Below are 21,055 nucleotides of genomic sequence, written 5' to 3'. Positions count from 1 at the left end.
AGGCTAATGAACCTTCTTTTGATAAAGTCTCCACCACGGAGTGCCCGGCGATTGATGATGTTCGTAATGATAACCAAAAAACCAACAGGAAAGAAAAGCCAGTAAATGGTTGCGTTGTAATGTGCGTGAGCGATAAGGCATCATATCTCCCTGGTGAGGCAGCTTATGGGGCGCATACACACCAAAATAAAACATCTGGAAAGTTGAAAGAAATGCAGGAACAATCCACAAAATGATCAGACTGATTTCTGATATCCAGAATGAAAGAACATTAAACATCGCGGCCATAATCAGGATCTGCCAAATGGTAAGGTAACGCCACATAAAAGTGAAATACCATATAAAAAAATTCTGCGATCTTTCGCAATAATCCGGATCTGAAGCAGTCCCCGGGGAATTGTGATGTTTCTGATGATTCTTTTTTAAACGCCTAAAAGAGAGCCCTGCATATAAAAAACTGGCTATAGTCCCAATCACCTTGTTGGTGCCATCATGAGAAGGTTTAATAGTTCCATGCATCCCGTCATGACCGGTAATAAACAATCCCGTAAAAAGATGGGTTTGGATTAAAACATGAACATAAAGCCAGGGGTTTAATGCACTTACCTCAACGTACAGCAAACTGTAAGCCAGGTGCCCAACCCATGCAAGAATAACCAATATCGCTATAAAAACTCCCATCATAGTATCATTATACCAAATCACATGCATCCGCAGGCATCCAGTGAGCATCTTTACCGTCCCACTTCACATTACAGCCAATAGGATTGGTGGCCTGAAGTGGGGAAGAATGCCCTTTTGTTAATGCATCCAGCACCATATCAAGTGTATTTTCTGTAATTCTGCGTGCATCACGTGGCGAATCAACGCCACGACCGGTATAAACCAGCTTGCGATCTCTGTCGAAAACATAAAAATGAGGCGTACGCAATGCTCCATAATCCCTGGCAACATCCTGATTTTCATCACGAAGATATATCCATGGAAAACGTTTTTCTTCCATACGCTTTACCATATGTTCAAAATCGTCCTCCGGATAGGTATTTTCACTATTAGAGTTGATTCCAACAAAACGTACCCCTTGGCTTTCATACTTCTCAGCAGTCTCCCGGGTGATTTCGTCCGACCCCAGGACATAAGGACAATGATTACAGGTAAAAAAGACAACCAACCAGGCTGCATCAGAAAAATCTTGTAAAGAGTATTCTTTTCCATCGGTGGCCGGGAGTCTGAATTCCGGTGCCAAACTCCCTGTCTCCAGTGTAAATGCCATAATAAAAGATTTTAAATACTTTTAAAACGTCGTTCGTTTCAAAAGAAACAACCAACAAAGCATTCGGTTTAACAAGCAGGCAAACAACTGAGAATTTTTAATTCCAAACAGGCCGGGAAACGTTATTTCTCACCCATTACCGTATGATTACGAAGAGACTTCAGGACGGAGATAATTTCACTTCCCACACTTATGGGAAAACCGGTAAAATCGTATATGCCAACAGATTGATCAGTCTTTACAAACTCTGCTTTCTGTCCATCAATAATTACATCGGAGAGATGTTTTAAACGGATGGTTTTCGGTTTTTGTCGTGAGTTTTTATATTTTACTCTTTCAGTGGACACCCTTATATAATTTCTCTCTTTTAGCAGGCGACGGTCAAACAAGGCAAAGATGAGATTCCCTGTACCTCCAGCCAACAGTGCCAGCGACAGCAAAAAAAGCCCGGAAGACGGGTCCTGGTTAAACAACCCGAACAACCCCACTGAAATCAATATTACTCCGAATACAATATAGAGGCGCTTACGAAACCCGCCCAACCTACGGTGCCCGTAGAATTCCACCTTAAAATCTTTTGACATTTTCTTTGAATTTCTTCAAAGATAAGAAAATTAAAACGGTAGATTCATTTTACCACCTGGATATTAATAAAGGGATAATCCTTAGATGCCCCTCTGTCATCAAACATAAGTCGCTCTGTTACTGCAATATTTGTAGGTGTAAAAACAACAGACTTCAACCCACTTGAGGGTAGGGAAATCCTTTCACCATTCTTATAATAAAACCCTTGAACAAAATCCCCTTCAGAAAACTTTTCCTGAATGATTTTATCTCCCCCAGCTTCCAGAATCCAGGTTTTATCACGACTTCCGTTTTTAAAAGCGCCCTTTAAAGAAATAAACTTACTCAACTTTAATTCAAATTTCTCCTTTTGAGCTTTCAAAATATCATTTCCCTGCTCATCATTCAATACCCGAAATTTGAAATAATCATCAGTAAAGTTCACGGCGTACCGGAGAGATCCGTCTTCAGCATAAAAACGCCATTCTCCCTGCATTAAATTGTCAACAAATTCTCCCACGGCTCGTTTCTGTCCATTTGGATAAAAAGAGACATAAGGTCCCGACTTTTTCAGTCCAGCTCCATATACAACGCTTGTAACCATTGTGCTATCAAGCATCAAATAATCTGAGACAGAACCAACAAAGAAATTTTTTTCTTTATTCCATATACCTTTCCGAAAATATACAGCATTCTCCTGGTTCGTAATGTGCCAGTCCTCATTGTAAAAAACAGTTACAGAATCTTCGGGAAGAATAACCACCTGGGGCTTTACTTTATTTATTTCCTGCGGCTGATACCGGAATTCCTCCAAAGACAACTCTTCAAACAATTTCTGATCAGCAGCAACCAGAGATGTTTTTCCCAACCGGGAATTCAAAGCTATGCGCATTCTAAGAATATCAATATCGAAAGGATGAATCTCCAGTATTTCATTGCAGTATTGTAATGCAGATTCATCATCACGATTAAGAACTGCTTCATCAATAAGTTTTTTCAGCTTTTCGATTTCATTTTTCTGAACAGAGGTGAAAAAAGCAAGCGGTCCGACAAATCTAAAATCCACTGGTATTCCGTTTACTGTCCCACCAGTCCACTTATCAGCCCCTTTGTGAACCGTTTTTTTAAAGGCCTTGTCGAGCAAATCTGATCCGGAGTATCGTTCTTCAATTTCACCAATTGTCCCATCATGCAGAACAGGCACCAGGAAGGATGAATAAACAGATTTGCTTCTACTAAGCAAAGAAGCAGGAAAATCAACCTCTGTGGCAACATACTTGTAAAATTCTTTAAAGCTCACATTATCAAAAACCGGCTTCTTAAAACATTCAAGATCCGTTAACTCTTTCACATCAACCCAATTCCCTGTGATTCTATCCGAACAAACTTTTTCATATTGAGCAGCCTTCAGCTCAGGACTCAGAGCTTCTGCAACTTCCCAGTCAACACAAGCAGCTCTGTCATTTCGAAGCATATGGTATGATTGTCCACGATGAAAGTATGCACCCGCATGTTGAGGATTAAGCTTTACTGCCACATGAAAATCCCCTATGGCAGTCTCAAAGTCACCCGTTTTCATGTAGGCGATGCCCCGATGCGAATAATAATCAGACTTTTGAGGCGACAACTCTATTGCGTTGCTGTAGTAATCAATGGCTTTTTGATTATCATCCATTTTACTCCGGCCAAGTCCTAGGTAATAATAGTATTCAGGCTTCTCATCTTTCAGCGACAAACAATGAAGAAAATCTGATTCCGCTTTTTGATATTGCTCATCATAAAAATAACAATATGCACGATTCCGAAAAAAGAGGCTGTTCAGGGAATCCAGTTCAATCGCCATTGTGAAAGATTCAATGGCTGATAAAAAATCCTGTTCATTCATCTGTTTCACTCCGTGATTATTGTAAACAAGACTTTGGTCACCTTGAGAAAAGCAATTTATACTGAACAGAGCAAGGACGAGAGGCAAAAGAAGTACTTTCATATTGGGTTAGAGTTTATGATTTTTAAGCTTTTCAAAAATAAAAAAATTTGAAATACCATCCAAATAACCAACATGTTCGATAACGAACACCATTTTGTCACAATAGCGAACAGGAAACTTTAACTACACCGGGACAACCTCCGACATAAAAATCTACTATTCTGCAACTTACACCTATTGGCACACCTCTTGTTTATACAAAAACAACTAACCAATAAATAAATAAAAACAAATCAGGAGGAACCAGATATGAAAACTTCAGCTATTTTTTCCCTTATTGCTTTGACACTGACCATAAACTTAAATGCTTCAAATCCATCGCAGGAATTCATAGTTTCACTCAACAGCAGCTACGAAGAAAATATTGAAGTTGCTGACTGGATGCTGGACATTAATGAATTCTCAGCAGAAACAGAGATGATTGAAATAGAAGAATGGATGACTGCCTTTGACCAAACCTTAGAATCATTCCTCCCCATTGAAGACTGGATGTTGAACGAAACTTTATTTACCGACAACGAAGAGTTGGTACAATTAGAAGCCTGGATGCTCAACGAGGCACTTTTTACAGATTATGAGAGAAATCTGGCCCTCAAGGAATGGATGTTCAACGTTCAGGCGTTCACAGGAGACACAAACGATGAAACCGAGACCATCAAGATAGAGGATTGGATGATCGACTTCGACAACTTTTATGCAAGTTTCTGAAAATCATAATGCACCACCCAAACCAAACTTGATTAAGCAAAAAAAGCCGACAAAATTGCCGGCTTTTTTTGTGGTACCACCTGGAATCGAACCAGGGACACACGGATTTTCAGTCCGTTGCTCTACCGACTGAGCTATGGTACCCTTCGCTATTTTTGTTTCTTTCAATTGGTACAAAAATAACCAAAAACCCAATCAATCAATAACCCTTTTTGTATTTTGGAAACAATCCAAACAATATTTGAACATCTCCATTTTACTATGAAGGTCAGCCCAATCAAAAACCGACCTGTGGTACCACCTGGAATCGAACCAGGGACACACGGATTTTCAGTCCGTTGCTCTACCAACTGAGCTATGGTACCCTCTCAAAAGCGGTTGCAAATATACAGAAAGATTTGTTTTGACAAAACCCCTGTGCGGAAATTAATTGTTCCTTTTGTCTTTTTTAAGATGATATTCCCTGATGTTTAGTTATTTTTGCGGTCAAATTTTTTCGAAAAAAATAATTGTGATGTACATATAAATGGCAAAAATCAGCCTCATTTGTTGATTTTGCGTCCATCCATCACACAAAAACTGAACATGGATTTATTTACACATACACTCCCCAATGGCATTCGACTGGTTCACCACAGAGTGGCCTCTCCGGTTGGCCATTGCGGACTAATCATTAACACGGGCTCAAGGGATGAGAATGAAGACGAACACGGAATGGCCCACTTCATTGAACACGTCATATTTAAAGGCACTCAAAAAAGAAAAACCTGGCATATCCTAAGCCGGCTGGATGATGTTGGAGGAGAGCTCAATGCCTACACATCTAAAGAAGAAACGGCTATTTATGCTTCTTTTCTGATAGGGGATTTTGACCGCGCCGTGGAACTTCTTCACGACATCACTTTTCACTCGGTTTTCCCCGAAAAAGAGCTGACTAAAGAGAAGGAGGTAATCATTGATGAGATTAACTCCTACAAGGACAATCCGGCAGAACTGATTATTGATGACTTTGAGGAACTGGTTTTTGATGACGGTCCAATGGGACATAACATTCTGGGAACAGCTGATTCTATCAAGAAATTCTCGAGGGAGGATATTTTAAACTTCATCGCCAACAACTATCATACTGACCAGATGGTTTTGTGCATGGTTGGAGACATGGATCCCGCCCGGTTTCTTAAAACGGCGGAAAAGTATTTTGGTGTCGAACAATCCAACCTGCGAACGCAAAAGCGGCCTGCCCCACCGGCATACAAACCTTCTGAACTCAGAAAAGAACTGGACACATTCCAGAGCCACATCAGCATCGGAAACATCGCTTATGACCTTGAGAATCCCAAAAGACTCGGTTTGTCATTGCTCAACAACTTATTGGGAGGTCCCGGGATGAACAGTCGGCTGAACATGGCCCTGCGAGAAAAAAACGGAATAGCCTACAACATCGAGTCCATCTATTCTCCCTACTATGGCACAGGAGTGTTCAGCATCTATTTTGGCACCGACAGCCAGAACATTGACCGAAGCCTCAGAATTGCCCGAAAAGAACTGGCCCGTTTGAGAAAAAACAAGCTGGGGCAGATGCAGCTGCACAAAGCACGGCGCCAGCTCAAAGGTCAAATTACCATTTCGTCAGAAAACAAGGAAAACCTGATGCTGAACATTGGCAAAAGTTTTCTTCTTTACAATAAAGTAGATTCATTGGCAGACATCTATAACAAAATAGACAGCCTCACAGCAATTGACTTGCTTGATATTGCAAATGAAATATTTGACGAGCAACAACTATCATACCTCATCTATGAGCAATCATAAAACCCACACCGGAAACATTAGTGCCGATCTGGACAACTACATTGAAAACCATACTTCCCCGGAAGATGATTTGCTCTATAACCTGCGTCGGCAAACGCACCTGAAGCTTCTACGCCCCCGAATGGTTTCAGGGCCGGTACAGGGGCAGCTTCTCACCATGCTCTGTCAGATGATCCAGCCACAAACGGTCCTGGAAATCGGCACTTTCACAGGATATTCGGCCATTTGCATGGCAAGGGGACTGGGACAAAACGGGCACATTGACACCATTGAGCGCGACGATGAGCTGGAAAGTTTTATCAGATCCTGGGTTCAAAAAGCAAAACTGGAAGATAAAATCACCCTTCACATTGGAGATGCCTTACAAGTAATCAAAACCATTGAAAAAAAGTATGACCTTGTTTTCATGGATGGTGACAAAAGAGAGTACCCGAAATATTATGAAGCCATTATGACCAGGATGAATGCCGGTGGATTTATTCTGGCAGACAATATTCTGTGGAACGGGAAAGTGGTGGAAGCCATCGATCCGACAGATGAATACACCAGGGGGATTCTTCAATTCAACACTATGGTAAAAGAAGACCCCAGGGTGGAACAAGTCATTCTCCCCGTTCGCGACGGTCTGATGATGATTCGTGTAAACCCCTGAACCTTTCGGCAGGTTTGGTGTTTGAATCTACAAAACCAAAAATCAAAATCATGCCAAAAACAGCCATCATATACGGATCATCAGTGGGCAACACCCGTTTTGTTGCCGAAAAAGTACATGCAGTATTCCCTGACGCTGATCTCATTCCCGCCGAAACAGCGAATGTGGAAGAATTAAAAAGTTATGATTTTTTTATCATGGGGACTTCCACCTGGGGAGTGGGACAAATACAGGACGATTTTGAAACATTTGTGGAAAAGTTCCTTACCCTCGATTTATCACAAAAAACAATTGCCCTGTTCGGTCTGGGCGATCAACAAACTTACCCTGATACTTTTTGTGATGGAATGGGAAAACTCTATGAACTTTTAGAAGAAAAGAACCCGAGGTTTGTAGGACAATGGCCCGGCGATGATTACGATTTCAGTGAATCAAAAGCCTATCGGGACGAAATGTTTGTGGGGCTACCACTGGATGAAGACAATGAACCTGATTTAACAGATGGGCGGATTGCCATCTGGAGTGAGGATCTGAAAGACGCATTGTAAACACATCTATAAACCGGACAGTTAATCGTTTCCGCGGTCCTCTACGCGGAGACGATCCAGATCTTTCTTCTCAAACAGCGTGGGGTAATCATCCATAAACTGGTCCATAACCACACGCATTACCGACTCCCGAATAAAGCGGGCTTTATTTTTGACTTTATACCTTTTGCAGTAAACCTCAATAGCCTCAAGCTCCTTGTCGTTAAGCAGAATAGTAGCTTTATGTTTTCGCCTGAAGGCTTCTTCGCGCTTAAAATATGTATTTTCAGAATCTTTGGCTTTTTTGGCCATATCAACATTTTTTTCTTTTCGGAGCCACAAAAATAAATAAAAATAAGGTATTTACACAGAAACTCAAGTTGGTATTTGCAGATCAGTTCTCTGAAGAAACGTATATCACACCACTGATTCCAATCCCTGTCCATCTGCCAATACCACCTTCAATGTTTGTCTCGATTCTGTTGCCATTAAAAGAGAATGGGTTTTCCTGATTGATCCGATCCCTAAACAAACTACTTAAAACCCGGTACGAGACAGAATCCACAGCCCCGGCAATTACATCTACCGTATCACGCAGATCATACACGTACCGGTCATAATCATTGTAGAAATATTCCTCAGCATTCAGGTAATACAACCCGAACTCTGAAGACCTCATGATCTGGGATCTCCACGGGCTCAGGTCAGATGATTTAACCACATCAACCGGATTGTAAGACGGATGAAAGGACTCTCCGGCAAGACGACTCTTCACTCGGGTAAACAAATAGGTATCCTCATCCTGCCTAGGTTCAATCTCCATCTCAAGATTTGCAGTGGTATCAGAAACCTGCTCAAAAAAGGCATTTAAAACCACAGGAGCTGCAGGAATTGTTGTTACCGACCTCAATATCTGACCTCTGACTTCAACCTCTAAAAAATACTCCACTCCCACCCGACCGCGCAAGGCAACACTTTTATAGACAAACGGAGGGAAGAACCGATTTTCCCGATACAATGTCAACACCTCCTCTTCTCCATCGGAAGTAGAGATGGTAATTTTAGCATGATTGAGAAAAGTATTCCTAATGGATGCAGAGTCGTAATGTGTCAGATAAGGAGAACTCATGGTCAGGAAAACGTTGGCAGCTTTTCCGGTTTCGATGTAGCCATCCACCACAATCTTCGGTTCATAAGAAGGTTGCACCAGATCCACCTCTTTTGTACAGCCAGCAATCAATAAAAGAACTCCGATAAAAACAACAAACCTCATCTCTTAAAATTTAAACTTCCAACTCACAGAAGGCATTACCGGAAATAATGAAACCTGCGCAGCCCTGATATCAATATCATAATTACTGTCTCCCTGATAAACTCTGTAAAAAACAAAATAAGGATTGGCCCGATTGTAAACATTAATGATGGAAAAATCAAGCACCGATTCACGAAAAATGTCACTATCCAGTTTCATGCTTGCCGACATGTCGAGGCGGTGATAAGCAGGCAATCTAAAATTATTATATCCGGCGTAATCGTTCATTACAGACCCCATCATCCACATCCGGCCTGCAGGAAGTGTCATGTTATTGCCCGTAGCGTATATCCAACTGGTGTTGAAGGTCCATCTATCATTCACCCTAAAGGATGTTGAAAGAGATAAATCATGGGTACGGTCAAACTTATCGGGAAACCATTCTCCGGAAAAGATATCGGGGAATGAACGCTCTGACCGGGATAAAGTGTAGTTCAGACTACCCTGAAATCTTCCTTTGGTTTTGCGGGCAGACAATTCAACCCCGTAAGACCGGCCTTTACCATGAAAAAAATGGTCCTCAAAGTTCATCTCCTCCTCTTCAGTATTCACATTAAAAACCAGCTGATTTTCCAACAGTCTGCCAAATGCTCCTGAGGAGAATTCATAGTCACCGGACCGAAGCGAATATTCGACTGACCACAAATGACCTGTTTGGGGAGCCAACTTAGGAGAGGACATCATCCAGATATCGTTTGGCAGGGGCATGGTACTTAGTGTTGCCAAATGCATCAACTGAACATTTCTTGTCCAGGCAAAACGCACTTCATCTCGTGCCGGAAACCGCAACAACACAGACACAGAAGGTATTCCATAAAACTCCCTGTCCACAATCTCATTGGAAGGAGCCACCTCCAATTTATTTAAACCCTCGTATTGATATGGGCCAAGATTAAAATACCATATCCCCCGAAACCCTGCACTTACACTTAGCATTGGAGAAACATCCCAGGTGTCTTCAACAAACCCGCTAACATCAGCACTTCTAAATTCGTCGTCGGCAGTCCTGATGTCATTCATTAGCTCCATCTCCATATCCTGAGGTACAGTCTGATGCCAGGATGCATCCATTCCCGCACGAATCAGATGCCCTGATTGCTCACTGGTCATCATTACTCCCACTGAATATTTGTCATAACTGCTTTGAAACAACAAATCATTGTCGATAATCTCTCCGTCAAAATCCGACCAGGTACCGGTCCAGGAAGCTTTGGCTGACAAAATAGAATTCGTCCCTGTACGTTGCCTCCACTCCAGGGCAAAAGCCTTATTGCCATAATTGGTCCCTGCATCATATCCAATCTCCTCATCATCAATCATAAAATCATCCTTTCCCAGATACCAACTTAAATAAAAAGAGGTCCGATCGGCCGGATGATAAGATATTCTGCCATTGAAATCATAAAACCGATAAAAACTCCGTTCAAAATAGTTTTTCTCCTCATCCACAAAAAGTCCGGAAACGCCTCTGTAAAGCTCCAGGTAGCTTCTTCTGAAGCCAACTGTAACGCCAAACCTGCCATTTTTACTTCTCTGAGCAAAAGCCAGATTGGTAGCAATATTTCCCACAGAACCACTCACAAAATTTTCATCCTGAATGGGATCAACAGAGGAAACCAATATGGAGGAGGACAACCCTCCCCTGAGAAAAGACGGGTTATGGCCCTTAAAAAGCTCTACCTTGTTTGTAGTGATCGGATTAAAAACAGAAAACAACCCCATTAAATGAACAGGATTCATCAACTCCATGCCATCCAAAAAAATTCCGTTTTGACCCGGCCCCCCTCCCCGCACATAAACACCGCCGATACCTTCGCTAACCGACTGAACTCCGGGGGACTGCTGAAGCGTCCTTACAACATCAGCTTCCCCCAGGAAAGAGGGCATTCGTGAAATATCTGAACCGGTAATCAGATGCTGTCCGGGTAAAATATCATTGATTACGGCCTTTCTTCTTCTCACTATCTGAACCTCCGATTGCAGAAGATCCTTTCGCTCCAATACGATAACAAAAGTCTCCTTTGAAAAGTCTTCAACAACAATTCGTTGGGTTTCAAAAGAGGCATGACTAACGGTCAACAGGGCCTGCTCAAGATCATCAGGTAAACAAATTTTGAAATATCCCGAAGAATCTGTAACTGAACCAACGGATAAAGTGTTTTCCCACACATGGGCATCCCTTACCGACTCACCTGAATCGCGATCAACCACACGCCCGGAAAGACATCTATTTTGAGCTCCCACAGACGTCCAGCCTGACATAACAAACATAAAGAGAGCTATCAATATGATTAAGTAACGGTTCAATTTTATATTTATCAGATAACCAGATATAAGAAAGGAGACCACATGGTTGCAGTCTCCTCTTCCCGTATTACATCAATTTTATTTCGTACTGATTACTCAACAGTCACACCGTAATTCTCCTCAGCATCCTCAATCATATCTTCAAAACTCTCAATCAGATCAATAAAATCATCCTCCCCAAAATAGGAGTCATCCATATACGAACCATCAGAAAATTTCATCCGGAAATCCAAAGATAAGCTCTCTGTACCGTAGTAATCTGTTTCTGTTTTAACATAAGCTTCTCCCAAGGCTATCACCTCATTACTGTCATTATATTTCAGTTTCAGGCTCATATTCTTATTTAAAATCTCAGCTTCTTTTTCGAACGCCTGCTGCTCATTTTCAACACCTTCAACCGAGCTCATATCATCCATCAGACCTTTCCAATTGACATTTCCTTCCAATTTCAGGTTGTCGATGGCAAACCACACATTGGAGGATTTTATGACATCCTGGCTGTACAAATCACCATTCTCTCCATCTTCCTTCATATTTTCATAGGAAAAGCTCCCTTCACTGGAAAAATGAGACGATAGAATATTGTCACCATTAAAAGTAAATGATTGATCAACTGACACGGTTGAGGAAGAACGTGCTACAGAGGTCGTAAAGTTATATTCTTCCACGGTCCAGCTTTCAGATACTGATGTTGGAATACCATCGGCATCGTAAGCAGCATTGAAACTAAAAGTAATCAATGACACCTCATCTACAACCAATTCAACGTCAAAGGAAGTTGGAAGTTCTTCACTTACCTCCACGACATCCGCATTATCAGTGGTAATAAAATTAAAGTTGGCAACAGAAATTGTAGCATTATTCACCTCACTATCAAGGGTGGGGAAATGATAAGTTATCTCATCTTCACTGGAAGTTTTATCCCATACATTGAATTCGGCATTATAGGTATAAATACCTGCTTCGTCTTCAAACAACATGCTCAGGCTGGACTCGTCAATGGTTGAGTTCTTAAGATTAAAAGCAACTGATTGTCCTTCGCTCAACGCCAACACTGGTTTTATCACGCCGGAAACACCTCCGGTGTAGTCTGTTGACTCAAGCAGATCATTGAAGTCCAACATCACCTTTACTGCATCCAGATTACTCATATTTTCAAGCTGGTCAACAACGTTCAATCCGCTCTGTTCCAAGTTCTCCTTGTGTGTTTCAGGGGAAAGGCTACTCATTTTGTCTCCCTCGTCATCATCCTTACAGCCGGATATGACACCCAACAGTGCCAAGGCAAATAGAAAACTTTTGATTTTCATAGAAGTTAAAGTTTAAAAATACAGAATTTGAAAAAATTTCTACACACCAAATTTAATCGTTTTTCAAACAAATCTCTTATTTCACAATCAATTTATGCAGCGAAAAAACAAGATAAGCTACGAATTTCTTCAATTAATTGCATTCTTCACATTAGTTCTCATTTTAAATACACCCCTGCAGTTTTGAATTTTTTTTATTTATTCATTAATATTTTACTACATTTACATAAAATATAACTTTTACGCTTATCAAAGATCTTTTATTAAGATTAAAAATATAATAATTCTTCACCATGTGGCTCAATAATGTTTTATATGAATCAGAGGAAGTTAGCAATAAAAGCAGACAAGCAAAACAAAAAAGAAAAATCATCCGTGCATTGTCCAAATCCGATGTGCCATTAACAATTCCGGAATTACAGAAACAAGTTCGGATAAGCACCCCCACAACCATTAAATTAATAAATGAATTAATTACAGATCTGTTGGTACTGGAAGAAGGCAAAAAAGAAACTGAAAACGGAAGACGACCAACACTTTACACGCTCAACATAGACAAATTTCATGCTATCGGTGTTGAGATTCTTTTTAAAAGAATAAGCATTGCAGTCGTCAGACTGGACCAAAAAGTTATTCTGGAAAAGCAGGACATAAATTTCAGACTCGAAAACACACCTGAATGCTTGGAAACAGTCATCTCATTTATCCAGGAAACATTAGAGGAATGTCAAATTGGAAAAGAACATATTCTTGGTATTGGTATTGGTCTCACCGGCAGGGTTAACACATTGACAGGAGAATCCTACAATTTCTTTAATTTCCGGGAAGAACCACTTGCCCAACATTTGACCAAGCGGCTCCAAAAACAGATTTTTATTGACAACGACACCCATGTAATGGGACTTGCCGAACAAGTATTGGGCCAGGCCAAAGAAGCCAAAAATGCCTTGGTTTTAAATGTCAGTCGAGGTCTTGGGATGACCATCATTGCTCACAAAAAAATTATTACCGGAGGCATGGGGTTTGCCGGAGAATTTGGCCATATGCAAATGAGCAATTCGGAGAAATTGTGCATTTGTGGCAAAAGAGGATGCCTTGGAATGGAAGTTTCAGGGTATGCACTGGAAGAAAATTTCAAAAGTGACATTAAAAAAGGTGACATATCCCTGGCCAGCAGCAATAAAATACTGGACGATATCCGCTATGACGACATTATCAATGCCACCAACGAAGGGGATGCGTTAAGTATCAATTTACTGCAGGAAATGGGTGAAAAACTGGGAATGGCCTTGGGTAATATCGTCAACCTTTTAAACCCGGAATTGATAATTGTAGGAGGGAAGTTTGCTCAAGCCGGATATATGTTTACTGATTCTATTAAAACCGGAATGAACAAAACCGCATTAACCATTCCTCTTAGATATTTAACCATAAAGACTTCTCAACTGGGAAGTGAAACAGGATACATTGGTGCATCTGCTATGGTATTTAAGCAGCATGATTTGATTTAATAACAAAAAAACGCGAATGGCACTAAGTCCTGCAGATTTGGCAGTCAAAAAGCCCGCCATACAAAACTCCAACTAAGTGCAACCTATTACCATCCCAACACAGTTGAAACAATCGGAATTACATGATTGGCCATCTTTTGTTGACCGCTAAAAGAGGGATGTGCATCAGCACCAAAGTCCGTATCAGGATCAAGTAAGGCTGGCGGAATTCCGATGAAATAGACATTTTCATCAGCGCATAGCAGACCGTAGTTTTCAACAACTTCTTTCACATAAGTATAACAGGGTTCATCTGTCAATGGGCCAACCACGCAAAACACCGGAACAGCTCCATAAGCTAATCGTACCTGTTTGATCAGCTTCTCATAAGTCCTTTGAAAAACCACCCTGTCGGGATGAGGTTCAGTTGAAAAATCATTGGTGCCAAGATTAATAATTACCGCATGAGCCTGCCATTTCGAAAAATCCCATTCAACAGAATCATCCATATCCAAAGCACGACCAAAGCGTTGAGGCATGGTAGCCAGGTTGGTAGAAACTTTTTGAGAATCACCATAGTTTCGAACTACACCAAGACCTGAATGGGCCACCACATGATAATCTGCTTTCAGTGCTTCTGCAATTATTGTGGCATATGACCGACCTACATTCTCGGTGCGCGGATCGAAATCATCATCCCTGCTTTCTGATTCCGCACCATAGCCACAGGTAATTGAGTTTCCAACAAACTCAATGCGACGATCAACCTCCTTTTCCCATGGTAGCAACCTCCCTTTATGGGACAATTCAATCCCGTAAAAATGAGTCTCCCCCATCTCCCCCTCGGTACGTTTAAAAAACCTTGCCTCGTGGGGTCCATTACCAATTATCCCTTTTATCACAGCTATTGTATCTTCTTTGGCATGCAAAATTTCGAACAGTTCACCATCTACAAACAAATCAAAATAGTTTCGCTCCCCACCTTTAAAATGAAGCTTCAACTCGTTGCCGGTAAACTGAAAACGAACTGTTACACCCGGCCAATCGTAACGGGAAATCTGTTTATCTGAAAAATCAACGCGACCCATATAATTGAAGCACTCATGGCTGGCAGGAAAAAAATGATAGCTCTTCTGGGAAAAAAGGGTTATACACGTAGATACAAAAAACACAACCAAAAAAACACTTTTTATCTTCATCGTTTAGTAAATTGTTGATGATAAATCTTAGGCCATTGCGGTTAAGATACATGTTGAAATTAAACCCAACAGAGTCGGTGAAAATTATCCCGACTCTGTTCTTTCTGAATCTCTTACTACTTTTTCTCATCAAAATCACAATTCATCTTTCTTGGATTTAGGAAAATCAAGGTTTATCAGTCATAAAAAATTCCAATTTTCCACCCTTTTGAATATCACTATGCTCAAACTGGTTGGTTTGAAGCGTTTCTCCATTTAGTTTAACCTCCTTAACATATTTATTCTGAGGAGAATTGTTATGCGCCCGAATATCGAACCACCCTTCATGCAAGCGAATGCGGGCCTCATCAACGATGGGACGTCCCAGAGTGTAAACAGGTTCTCCCGGATTAATCTGGTAAAACCCAAGAGCGCTCATAATGTACCAGGCAGACATTTGTCCACAATCTTCATTACCAATGATGCCTGCCGGCTCCGGTTTGTAGAAATTATAGAGCACGGTATCCACAATTTCCTGAGTACGCCAGGGCCTGTCGGTGTACTGATACATATAAGCGACATGATGGCTGGGTTCATTTCCGTGTGCATACTGACCAATGAGGCCCGTTATATCGGCACTGGCATTTTCCCCTTCCACTTTGCTGATTGTAGTAAATAAATTATCGAGCCATTCTCCCATGGCTTTTTCGCCACCCAGAAGTTCACGGAAACCTTTAATATCGTGAGGCACAAAAGGAGACCATTGCCAGGCATTACCTTCAACATACTCACTTTTCATATGGCTGGAATAATTGGGATTAAAATCAGCATACCAATCACCGTCCAGATTTTTCCCGCGCATAAAGCCGGTTGAAGGATCGAAATAATGTTTATAATATTGCCCTTTGGCATACCATTTCTCTGCAGCATCAGCGTGCCCCTCATTTTCCATCATGGTGGCCAGACACCAGTCGTAATAAGCCATTTCAAGGCCCCACGACACAGAGCCCTGGACCTTATCAACCGGGACAAATCCGTTGGATTCTTTGTATCTGATGTGCAAAGGCATGACCATTTCGGCACGCGTTCCTTTGGCCTGCTCATGCCATTCGGGTTGCCAGGTTGCAGACTTCTCTGCTGCAGCAATCAGCTTATCGGGTATCGAATCAATAAGTCCTTTTGTTGAAGCATCTGCCATTAGCGAAAGGGCCGGATAACCAACCATCGTACCGGTGTAATTGGCAACAAGCGGCCACTTGGGCAACAACCCTCCCTGCTGACCTCCCTCATATAAAGAGTAAACCCATTGAGAAGACAGTGAAGGTTCGATAATGGTCATCAACGGATACCAGGCCCTGAAGGTATCCCACAGGGAAAAAACAGTGTAAGCTTCCCCCTTTCCGTTGGTCTTGTAAATTTCGTGATCCATTCCTCTGTAACGACCGTCGGCATCACTAAAAACCATTGGTGCCAGATGCGAATGATAAAGAGAAGTATAAAAATTGGTCAGCACATCTTCATCGTCACTTTTTATCTCGATGGCTTCTAAAGTTTCATTCCAGTTTTTCCGGGCTTCTGCAACCACTTCATCAAAGGACTGAAGAGCCTGGACTTCCTTCAGGTTGATGCCAGGACCTGCTGCATCCACAGCAGATATTCCAACTTTGGCTGTCAAAGGCGCCTCCAGTTTTTCAAAGGATAAAAATATTTTTAAGTTGGTTCCTTTAGCACTGCTTGCCCCATCCAGACTTTCCCCATCTTTAATTATTTTTTCTACTGAAAACGGCTCATTAAATTCTGCACGAAACCAAACCGGTTCTTTAGCAGCCCAACCTTTGGTCATCCGGTATCCCTCAATGGTACGATCGTCAATCACCTTCAGGGAAGCCTCAACCACACTATTGCCCCAGGTTTCCTGAAGAATATGGGCCAGGTCAATCATCAAACCGGGTTTACTACCTTGCGGATAGGTATATCTATGCCAGCCGGTTCGCAAAGTGGCACTCAATTCACATTTCACATCCCATGGTTTAAGTGTCACCTGATAATAACCAGGGGATGCCTGCTCTTCGCTATGAGAAAAAGTAGCCAGGGGAGCTTCATCCACTTCTCCGGTATAGGGCAGAAAAAGGACATCGCCCATATCGCCAATACCGGTACCACTTAGGTGTGTGTGACTGAATCCATAAATGGTACTATCCGAGTAATGGTACCCGCTGCAAGCATCCCAACCATTGAGACGAGTATCAGGACTTAACTGCACCCTTCCAAAAGGTAACACAGCCCCGGGATAGGTATGCCCATGAAAACCCGTACCGATAAACGGATCAACATACCCGGTTAAATCTTTTTCTTTCTCGGAAGCATTCTGCCCGGTTGAGCATCCCATCAGTATTCCGATAGTTATCAATCCAATCAGTGAAAAACGGAAAATCTTCATATTTTTTCTTTTAAATATCAGCATAATTTGTGTTTGCATCCCGGCTTAAACCCTCATAAAGAACTTTTTTTGTGCCGCCAGAGCACTCACCAATCCTACCACTAAGGTAATTATTATGGCTTTAACCAAGCCTGAAACAACAGGTATTTCCCCGAAGAAAAGCAAATTCTCCATTCCCGTAAGCGCTAAAACCGGAATAACCAGATTACTTCCGGCAACATAAGCCATCATGGGGTTTTTCCCCGAACCGGCAAGAATAAACATTAATCCTTTGAGGCTAAATTCTTCAATAAGTACAACAAAAGCAAGTAACAAAACCATTGAAAGACCTGCTGTAAGTATCAGATAACTCAGTGTGGCCGGGTCTTTTTTTATCCCCCCATGCAGAGGTTCCAGAAGGTAACCCCCTATAATCAATACTGCAATAACCGGAAATAATTTAACGAATACCGGTCTCCAAAAGCTCCTCCACTTTTTCAATAGTAAAAACAGTCCCACTATCAGAACAATGGTAATGGCAAAGGACAATTCCATATTTCTGGTATAAAGTCCCCAAAGGGATACAGCAACAAGAGCTATTCCTGCTAAAAGTATTCCAAAAGCAATACGAGCGTTGCCGGTTTTCTCCTGCCTTAACCCAATATCGGGGGTTTGAAGTGCATTCCGACAAACAATACCGGTATAAATTCCGGGAATTAATACAAGCAAATATTTGAGATAATTCCAGGAAACCAACCAGGAAGCTGGGGACCAGTTATAGATGTTGCTGATCCAGTTATTGCCATCGCGGGCACTTAGAAAAAAGGCAGCCAACAAAGCAAACGATAACCAAAGTGTTTGATGCCATTTGCGAAACACTATATATAGAATTCCACCACCTAAAGCGGTATTAGCAAGAACCATAATTATGATGTCGAATGATCTTAAGGAAAAATACCGAACCCCTTCCATACCCATTAACCTAAGAAAAACCACTGTAAGCACCAACCCTATGAGAGGAAAAAAGGAAGGAAACCTAACGGCCCACCCCTTTACAGGTGAAGCAAACACCAATAGCATCAGCGCCATGCCCAGCAATGCCAGCAACCATTTCAGAAAATCAGGTGCATCCATTCCCCACGGGCGAAGATGTTGCGAAACAACCGCAAAAACAGCCAGTCCCAGGAACCTCCAAATAAGGTGACCAGCTATTTTTGCATGTGTTGTTCCACGATCCATTCTCCCTCCAAATGAAAACGGGATGGCTGCTCCCATTGAAAACAAGAACATGGGAAATACCAGGTCAACCCAGGTGAGGCCAGGCCAATCCGGATTAAAAACATGCTGCGGCGGAGGCAGTTGTGCATGATACATCCACCCGGGGAAAGCCCCTTCAAAGGGTATGGTACCGGACAATACCATCATTAAAATAGCCAGACCACGTAAAGCATCCAGTGCTTCGAAACGAACTTTGCCGGTTGACATCAGATAAACCTTCTTAAAGCTAACGACTTATTAAAAGACAGATTCTTTTTTTCTTTTTTATACAGGCCCTGTAGATCTACTTCTACAGAAGAAAATGGCTCCACAATTCGATTTAGCAACACTGCCATCTGAGCCCGGGTTATAGAAACATGAGGTTGCATTTCTCCCCATCCCATTTCTTGCCAAATCATTGAGATATCCTCGTTTGAAATTTCAGGTTGAATATTCGGATTCATATACCGTGACAAAGAAAAGGCCGTATTGACACCTTCCTCAATGGTCAGAATTTCTTCATGTGAATTAAAATTAAAACCAGGTGCAATATCCTTCAGACCATCTCTTAAAGCATTTGCAGTCATTACCGAGTCGGGGTAAAACAAAGTAACGTTGGACCAGCCAATGTTTTTCCCCTCTCCTTTAAGTATTCCTGTAGCTCCAATTTTTTGAACATCCTCCCAATATTTTTTTTCAACGTTAACATCCGAATAGGGCATAATGTAAGCTCCATCGGCAATCAAGTGGCTCTGAACCTGCCGCACCGGGACATCGGCAGGGGTAACCCCTTGTTGTACGGCAAGAGATGCCAGAGTTCCGGCCGCCTGTCCTATAAGCATACAAACCGGTTGAAGGCGGGTCGTCCCATTCACTATATTGGTAACAGAAATAGATTTTTCTGCAACAATGAAATTTTCAGTATCCTTTGGAATAAGCGCTCCAAGAGGCAGGGTGTAAGAGGGAACCGGATAAAAATGAAGATCGGGCACCTGTGACTGATCCGGATAACGCGAATGGTGATGATCGATGGGATAATCTCCCACAGCAATTCCGGTTCTGTAAAGTGACGTTTCCTGACTAAAAGGACGTGCCAGATCGTTAACTGTAAAACGGACTTTCCCTTTTATCCGCCTCGATTCGCGATGATAAGCAATGAGCGGAAATCCGTCAGAGGTGGGGAATTCATCATCAGCAATGCCCAGATTTTTAAAGCCCAACTCGGTTTGAAGATAGTATATATAACACTTTGTAAACCATTTTGCATTAGTTAAAGCTTCAGCTCGTTCTTCCGGTCCCATCTCAACTACATTTACATAGTAATCATTGCCACGGATAGGCCAGTTGATCATGAATTTGTCATTCGGAAGCCGACCGTACTCCATCATATAATCACAATCCCAAAGCTTATTACCGGCAGTATCTTCATCACATTCATGGGCACAAGTACAAAAGAATGGAGAAGGATCATAGTTTTCGGGCTTTTTAATGGTCTTGTCAGCCCCCTCACCGTAATCTTTCAATACCGCTACATAAGTTAAGTCCTGGACAATATCATTGCTCTCCTTTGGGGCAATTTCCTCACCTGTTTCGTAACGTGAATCCATACCAACATCGTAAGGAATACCGGCCATTGCAGCCACATCTCCCAATTCGGTTCCATCAATAATTACTTTGGTCTGGATCGTTTGGTTGCCCCGAGGACCATCTACCAAAACCGTCCAGCCTTCCTCATTCTTTTCCAGAGATACCAGACTAGTGTTAAAGCTTAATTCAAGATTGGGTTCAGCATCCGCCATAGACTTTAATATGTTGGCTCCCACTGAAGGTTCAAAAAGAACATGACTGACCCATCCGGTACTGACAGAATCGGGACCTCCATAATAATCATAAAGCTTCTGGCGAAACTCAGCCCACAAACCGGAGTGTAATTTATGGTTACCATCAATGGCACTTACCCCGGCCGAAGTCAGCATACCCCCAAGCCAGGGACCTTTCTCAGCAATAAGCGTTTCAGACCCCATACGCGCTGATTGAATACCGGCCATACTACCACTGGCACCGCCTCCGATTATCAAAACATCTACTTTCTTGGTATTGGAGGATTGAGGTCCTCTACAGGCCCCCAAAGTAAGGAACAACGATAAAAAGAAAAACCAGGTAATTTTCATATTTATGCGATTAAAACTATGTTGGTGTGATTTATATATTTGGATCCCCATCCGTGACGAGGTTTGTTTGATTTTCAATGAAGTTGTC

General features: G+C 41.9%; 17 protein-coding genes and 2 tRNA genes. 5 read left to right on the top strand and 14 right to left on the bottom strand.

Annotated features, from left to right (window positions below; all coding sequences use genetic code 11):
- Positions 1–3: 3 nt before the first annotated feature.
- From BY457_RS10340 to BY457_RS10325, 4 genes are all read right to left on the bottom strand, one after another.
- Complete coding sequence (locus tag BY457_RS10340; protein ID WP_258176691.1) at positions 4–684, bottom strand: fatty acid desaturase; 681 nt, start codon at positions 682–684, stop codon at positions 4–6.
- Between the two features lie 7 nt (positions 685–691).
- Positions 692–1,273 (bottom strand): thioredoxin family protein, encoded by a 582-nt coding sequence (locus BY457_RS10335; RefSeq protein ID WP_106153247.1) that lies wholly within the window; start codon positions 1,271–1,273, stop codon positions 692–694.
- A gap of 122 nt (positions 1,274–1,395) precedes the next feature.
- Positions 1,396–1,857 carry a hypothetical protein gene (locus tag BY457_RS10330; RefSeq protein ID WP_106153246.1) on the bottom strand — a complete coding sequence of 154 codons (462 nt, stop codon included), beginning with the start codon at positions 1,855–1,857 and terminating at the stop codon, positions 1,396–1,398.
- Positions 1,858–1,901: 44 nt separating this feature from the next.
- Positions 1,902–3,824, bottom strand: a complete 1,923-nt coding sequence (locus BY457_RS10325) for a tetratricopeptide repeat protein (RefSeq protein ID WP_106153245.1) — start codon at positions 3,822–3,824, stop codon at positions 1,902–1,904.
- 249 nt (positions 3,825–4,073) lie between these two features.
- Here BY457_RS10325 and BY457_RS10320 point away from each other — a divergent pair, with 249 nt between their 5' ends.
- Positions 4,074–4,532 (top strand): hypothetical protein, encoded by a 459-nt coding sequence (locus BY457_RS10320; protein ID WP_106153244.1) that lies wholly within the window; start codon positions 4,074–4,076, stop codon positions 4,530–4,532.
- Between the two features lie 71 nt (positions 4,533–4,603).
- Here BY457_RS10320 and BY457_RS10315 read toward each other — a convergent pair.
- Both BY457_RS10315 and BY457_RS10310 read right to left on the bottom strand, forming a co-directional pair.
- Positions 4,604–4,676 (bottom strand) — tRNA-Phe (locus BY457_RS10315).
- Positions 4,677–4,824: 148 nt separating this feature from the next.
- Positions 4,825–4,897 (bottom strand) — tRNA-Phe (locus BY457_RS10310).
- A gap of 220 nt (positions 4,898–5,117) precedes the next feature.
- On the opposite strand from BY457_RS10310, the gene BY457_RS10305 reads away from it, so the two are divergent.
- From BY457_RS10305 to BY457_RS10295, 3 genes are read left to right on the top strand one after another with little or no spacing between them, the layout of a single operon-like run.
- Positions 5,118–6,344, top strand: coding sequence for a M16 family metallopeptidase (locus BY457_RS10305; RefSeq protein ID WP_106153264.1), 1,227 nt, complete (start codon positions 5,118–5,120; stop codon positions 6,342–6,344).
- On the top strand, positions 6,331–6,996 hold the full coding sequence (locus BY457_RS10300; RefSeq protein WP_106153243.1) for an O-methyltransferase: 666 nt from the start codon (positions 6,331–6,333) through the stop codon (positions 6,994–6,996). Before BY457_RS10305 ends, BY457_RS10300 begins: the two co-directional genes overlap by 14 nt.
- A gap of 50 nt (positions 6,997–7,046) precedes the next feature.
- Positions 7,047–7,544: a flavodoxin gene (locus tag BY457_RS10295; RefSeq protein WP_106153242.1), complete on the top strand. Its 498-nt coding sequence runs from the start codon at positions 7,047–7,049 to the stop codon at positions 7,542–7,544.
- Positions 7,545–7,565: 21 nt separating this feature from the next.
- Here the strand turns inward: BY457_RS10295 and BY457_RS10290 are convergent, their stop codons facing one another.
- From BY457_RS10290 to BY457_RS10275, 4 genes are all read right to left on the bottom strand, one after another.
- Positions 7,566–7,835: a hypothetical protein gene (locus BY457_RS10290; RefSeq protein ID WP_106153241.1), complete on the bottom strand. Its 270-nt coding sequence runs from the start codon at positions 7,833–7,835 to the stop codon at positions 7,566–7,568.
- Between the two features lie 82 nt (positions 7,836–7,917).
- Complete coding sequence (locus BY457_RS10285) at positions 7,918–8,796, bottom strand: DUF4249 family protein (protein WP_106153240.1); 879 nt, start codon at positions 8,794–8,796, stop codon at positions 7,918–7,920.
- Between the two features lie 3 nt (positions 8,797–8,799).
- Positions 8,800–11,106, bottom strand: a complete 2,307-nt coding sequence (locus BY457_RS10280; RefSeq protein WP_258176690.1) for a TonB-dependent receptor — start codon at positions 11,104–11,106, stop codon at positions 8,800–8,802.
- 128 nt (positions 11,107–11,234) lie between these two features.
- Positions 11,235–12,452, bottom strand: a complete 1,218-nt coding sequence (locus tag BY457_RS10275) for a hypothetical protein (protein WP_106153239.1) — start codon at positions 12,450–12,452, stop codon at positions 11,235–11,237.
- 293 nt (positions 12,453–12,745) lie between these two features.
- Between BY457_RS10275 and BY457_RS10270 the strand changes: the two genes are divergently transcribed.
- Positions 12,746–13,963, top strand: a complete 1,218-nt coding sequence (locus BY457_RS10270) for an ROK family protein (protein ID WP_106153238.1) — start codon at positions 12,746–12,748, stop codon at positions 13,961–13,963.
- Positions 13,964–14,049: 86 nt separating this feature from the next.
- On the opposite strand, the gene BY457_RS10265 is transcribed toward BY457_RS10270, so the two are convergent.
- From BY457_RS10265 to BY457_RS10250, 4 genes are all read right to left on the bottom strand, one after another.
- Positions 14,050–15,030, bottom strand: a complete 981-nt coding sequence (locus BY457_RS10265) for an SGNH/GDSL hydrolase family protein (protein ID WP_258176689.1) — start codon at positions 15,028–15,030, stop codon at positions 14,050–14,052.
- Positions 15,031–15,307: 277 nt separating this feature from the next.
- Positions 15,308–17,560 (bottom strand): GH92 family glycosyl hydrolase, encoded by a 2,253-nt coding sequence (locus BY457_RS10260; protein WP_181256452.1) that lies wholly within the window; start codon positions 17,558–17,560, stop codon positions 15,308–15,310.
- A 45-nt stretch (positions 17,561–17,605) separates the two neighbouring features.
- Entirely contained in the window at positions 17,606–19,024 is a 1,419-nt protein-coding gene (locus BY457_RS10255) for a DUF5009 domain-containing protein (protein WP_106153236.1), read from the bottom strand.
- A complete protein-coding gene (locus BY457_RS10250) occupies positions 19,024–20,967 on the bottom strand; it encodes an FAD-dependent oxidoreductase (RefSeq protein WP_106153235.1) in 1,944 nt (647 codons plus the stop codon). Before BY457_RS10250 ends, BY457_RS10255 begins: the two co-directional genes overlap by 1 nt.
- Positions 20,968–21,055 lie beyond the last annotated feature (88 nt).

Origin of the sequence: Marinilabilia salmonicolor (assembly GCF_003003035.1) — a bacterium.
Lineage (GTDB): Bacteria > Bacteroidota > Bacteroidia > Bacteroidales > Marinilabiliaceae > Marinilabilia > Marinilabilia salmonicolor_A.
The sequence above is the reverse complement of the archived record's forward strand: the minus strand, read 5'-3'. Positions and strand labels throughout refer to the sequence as shown.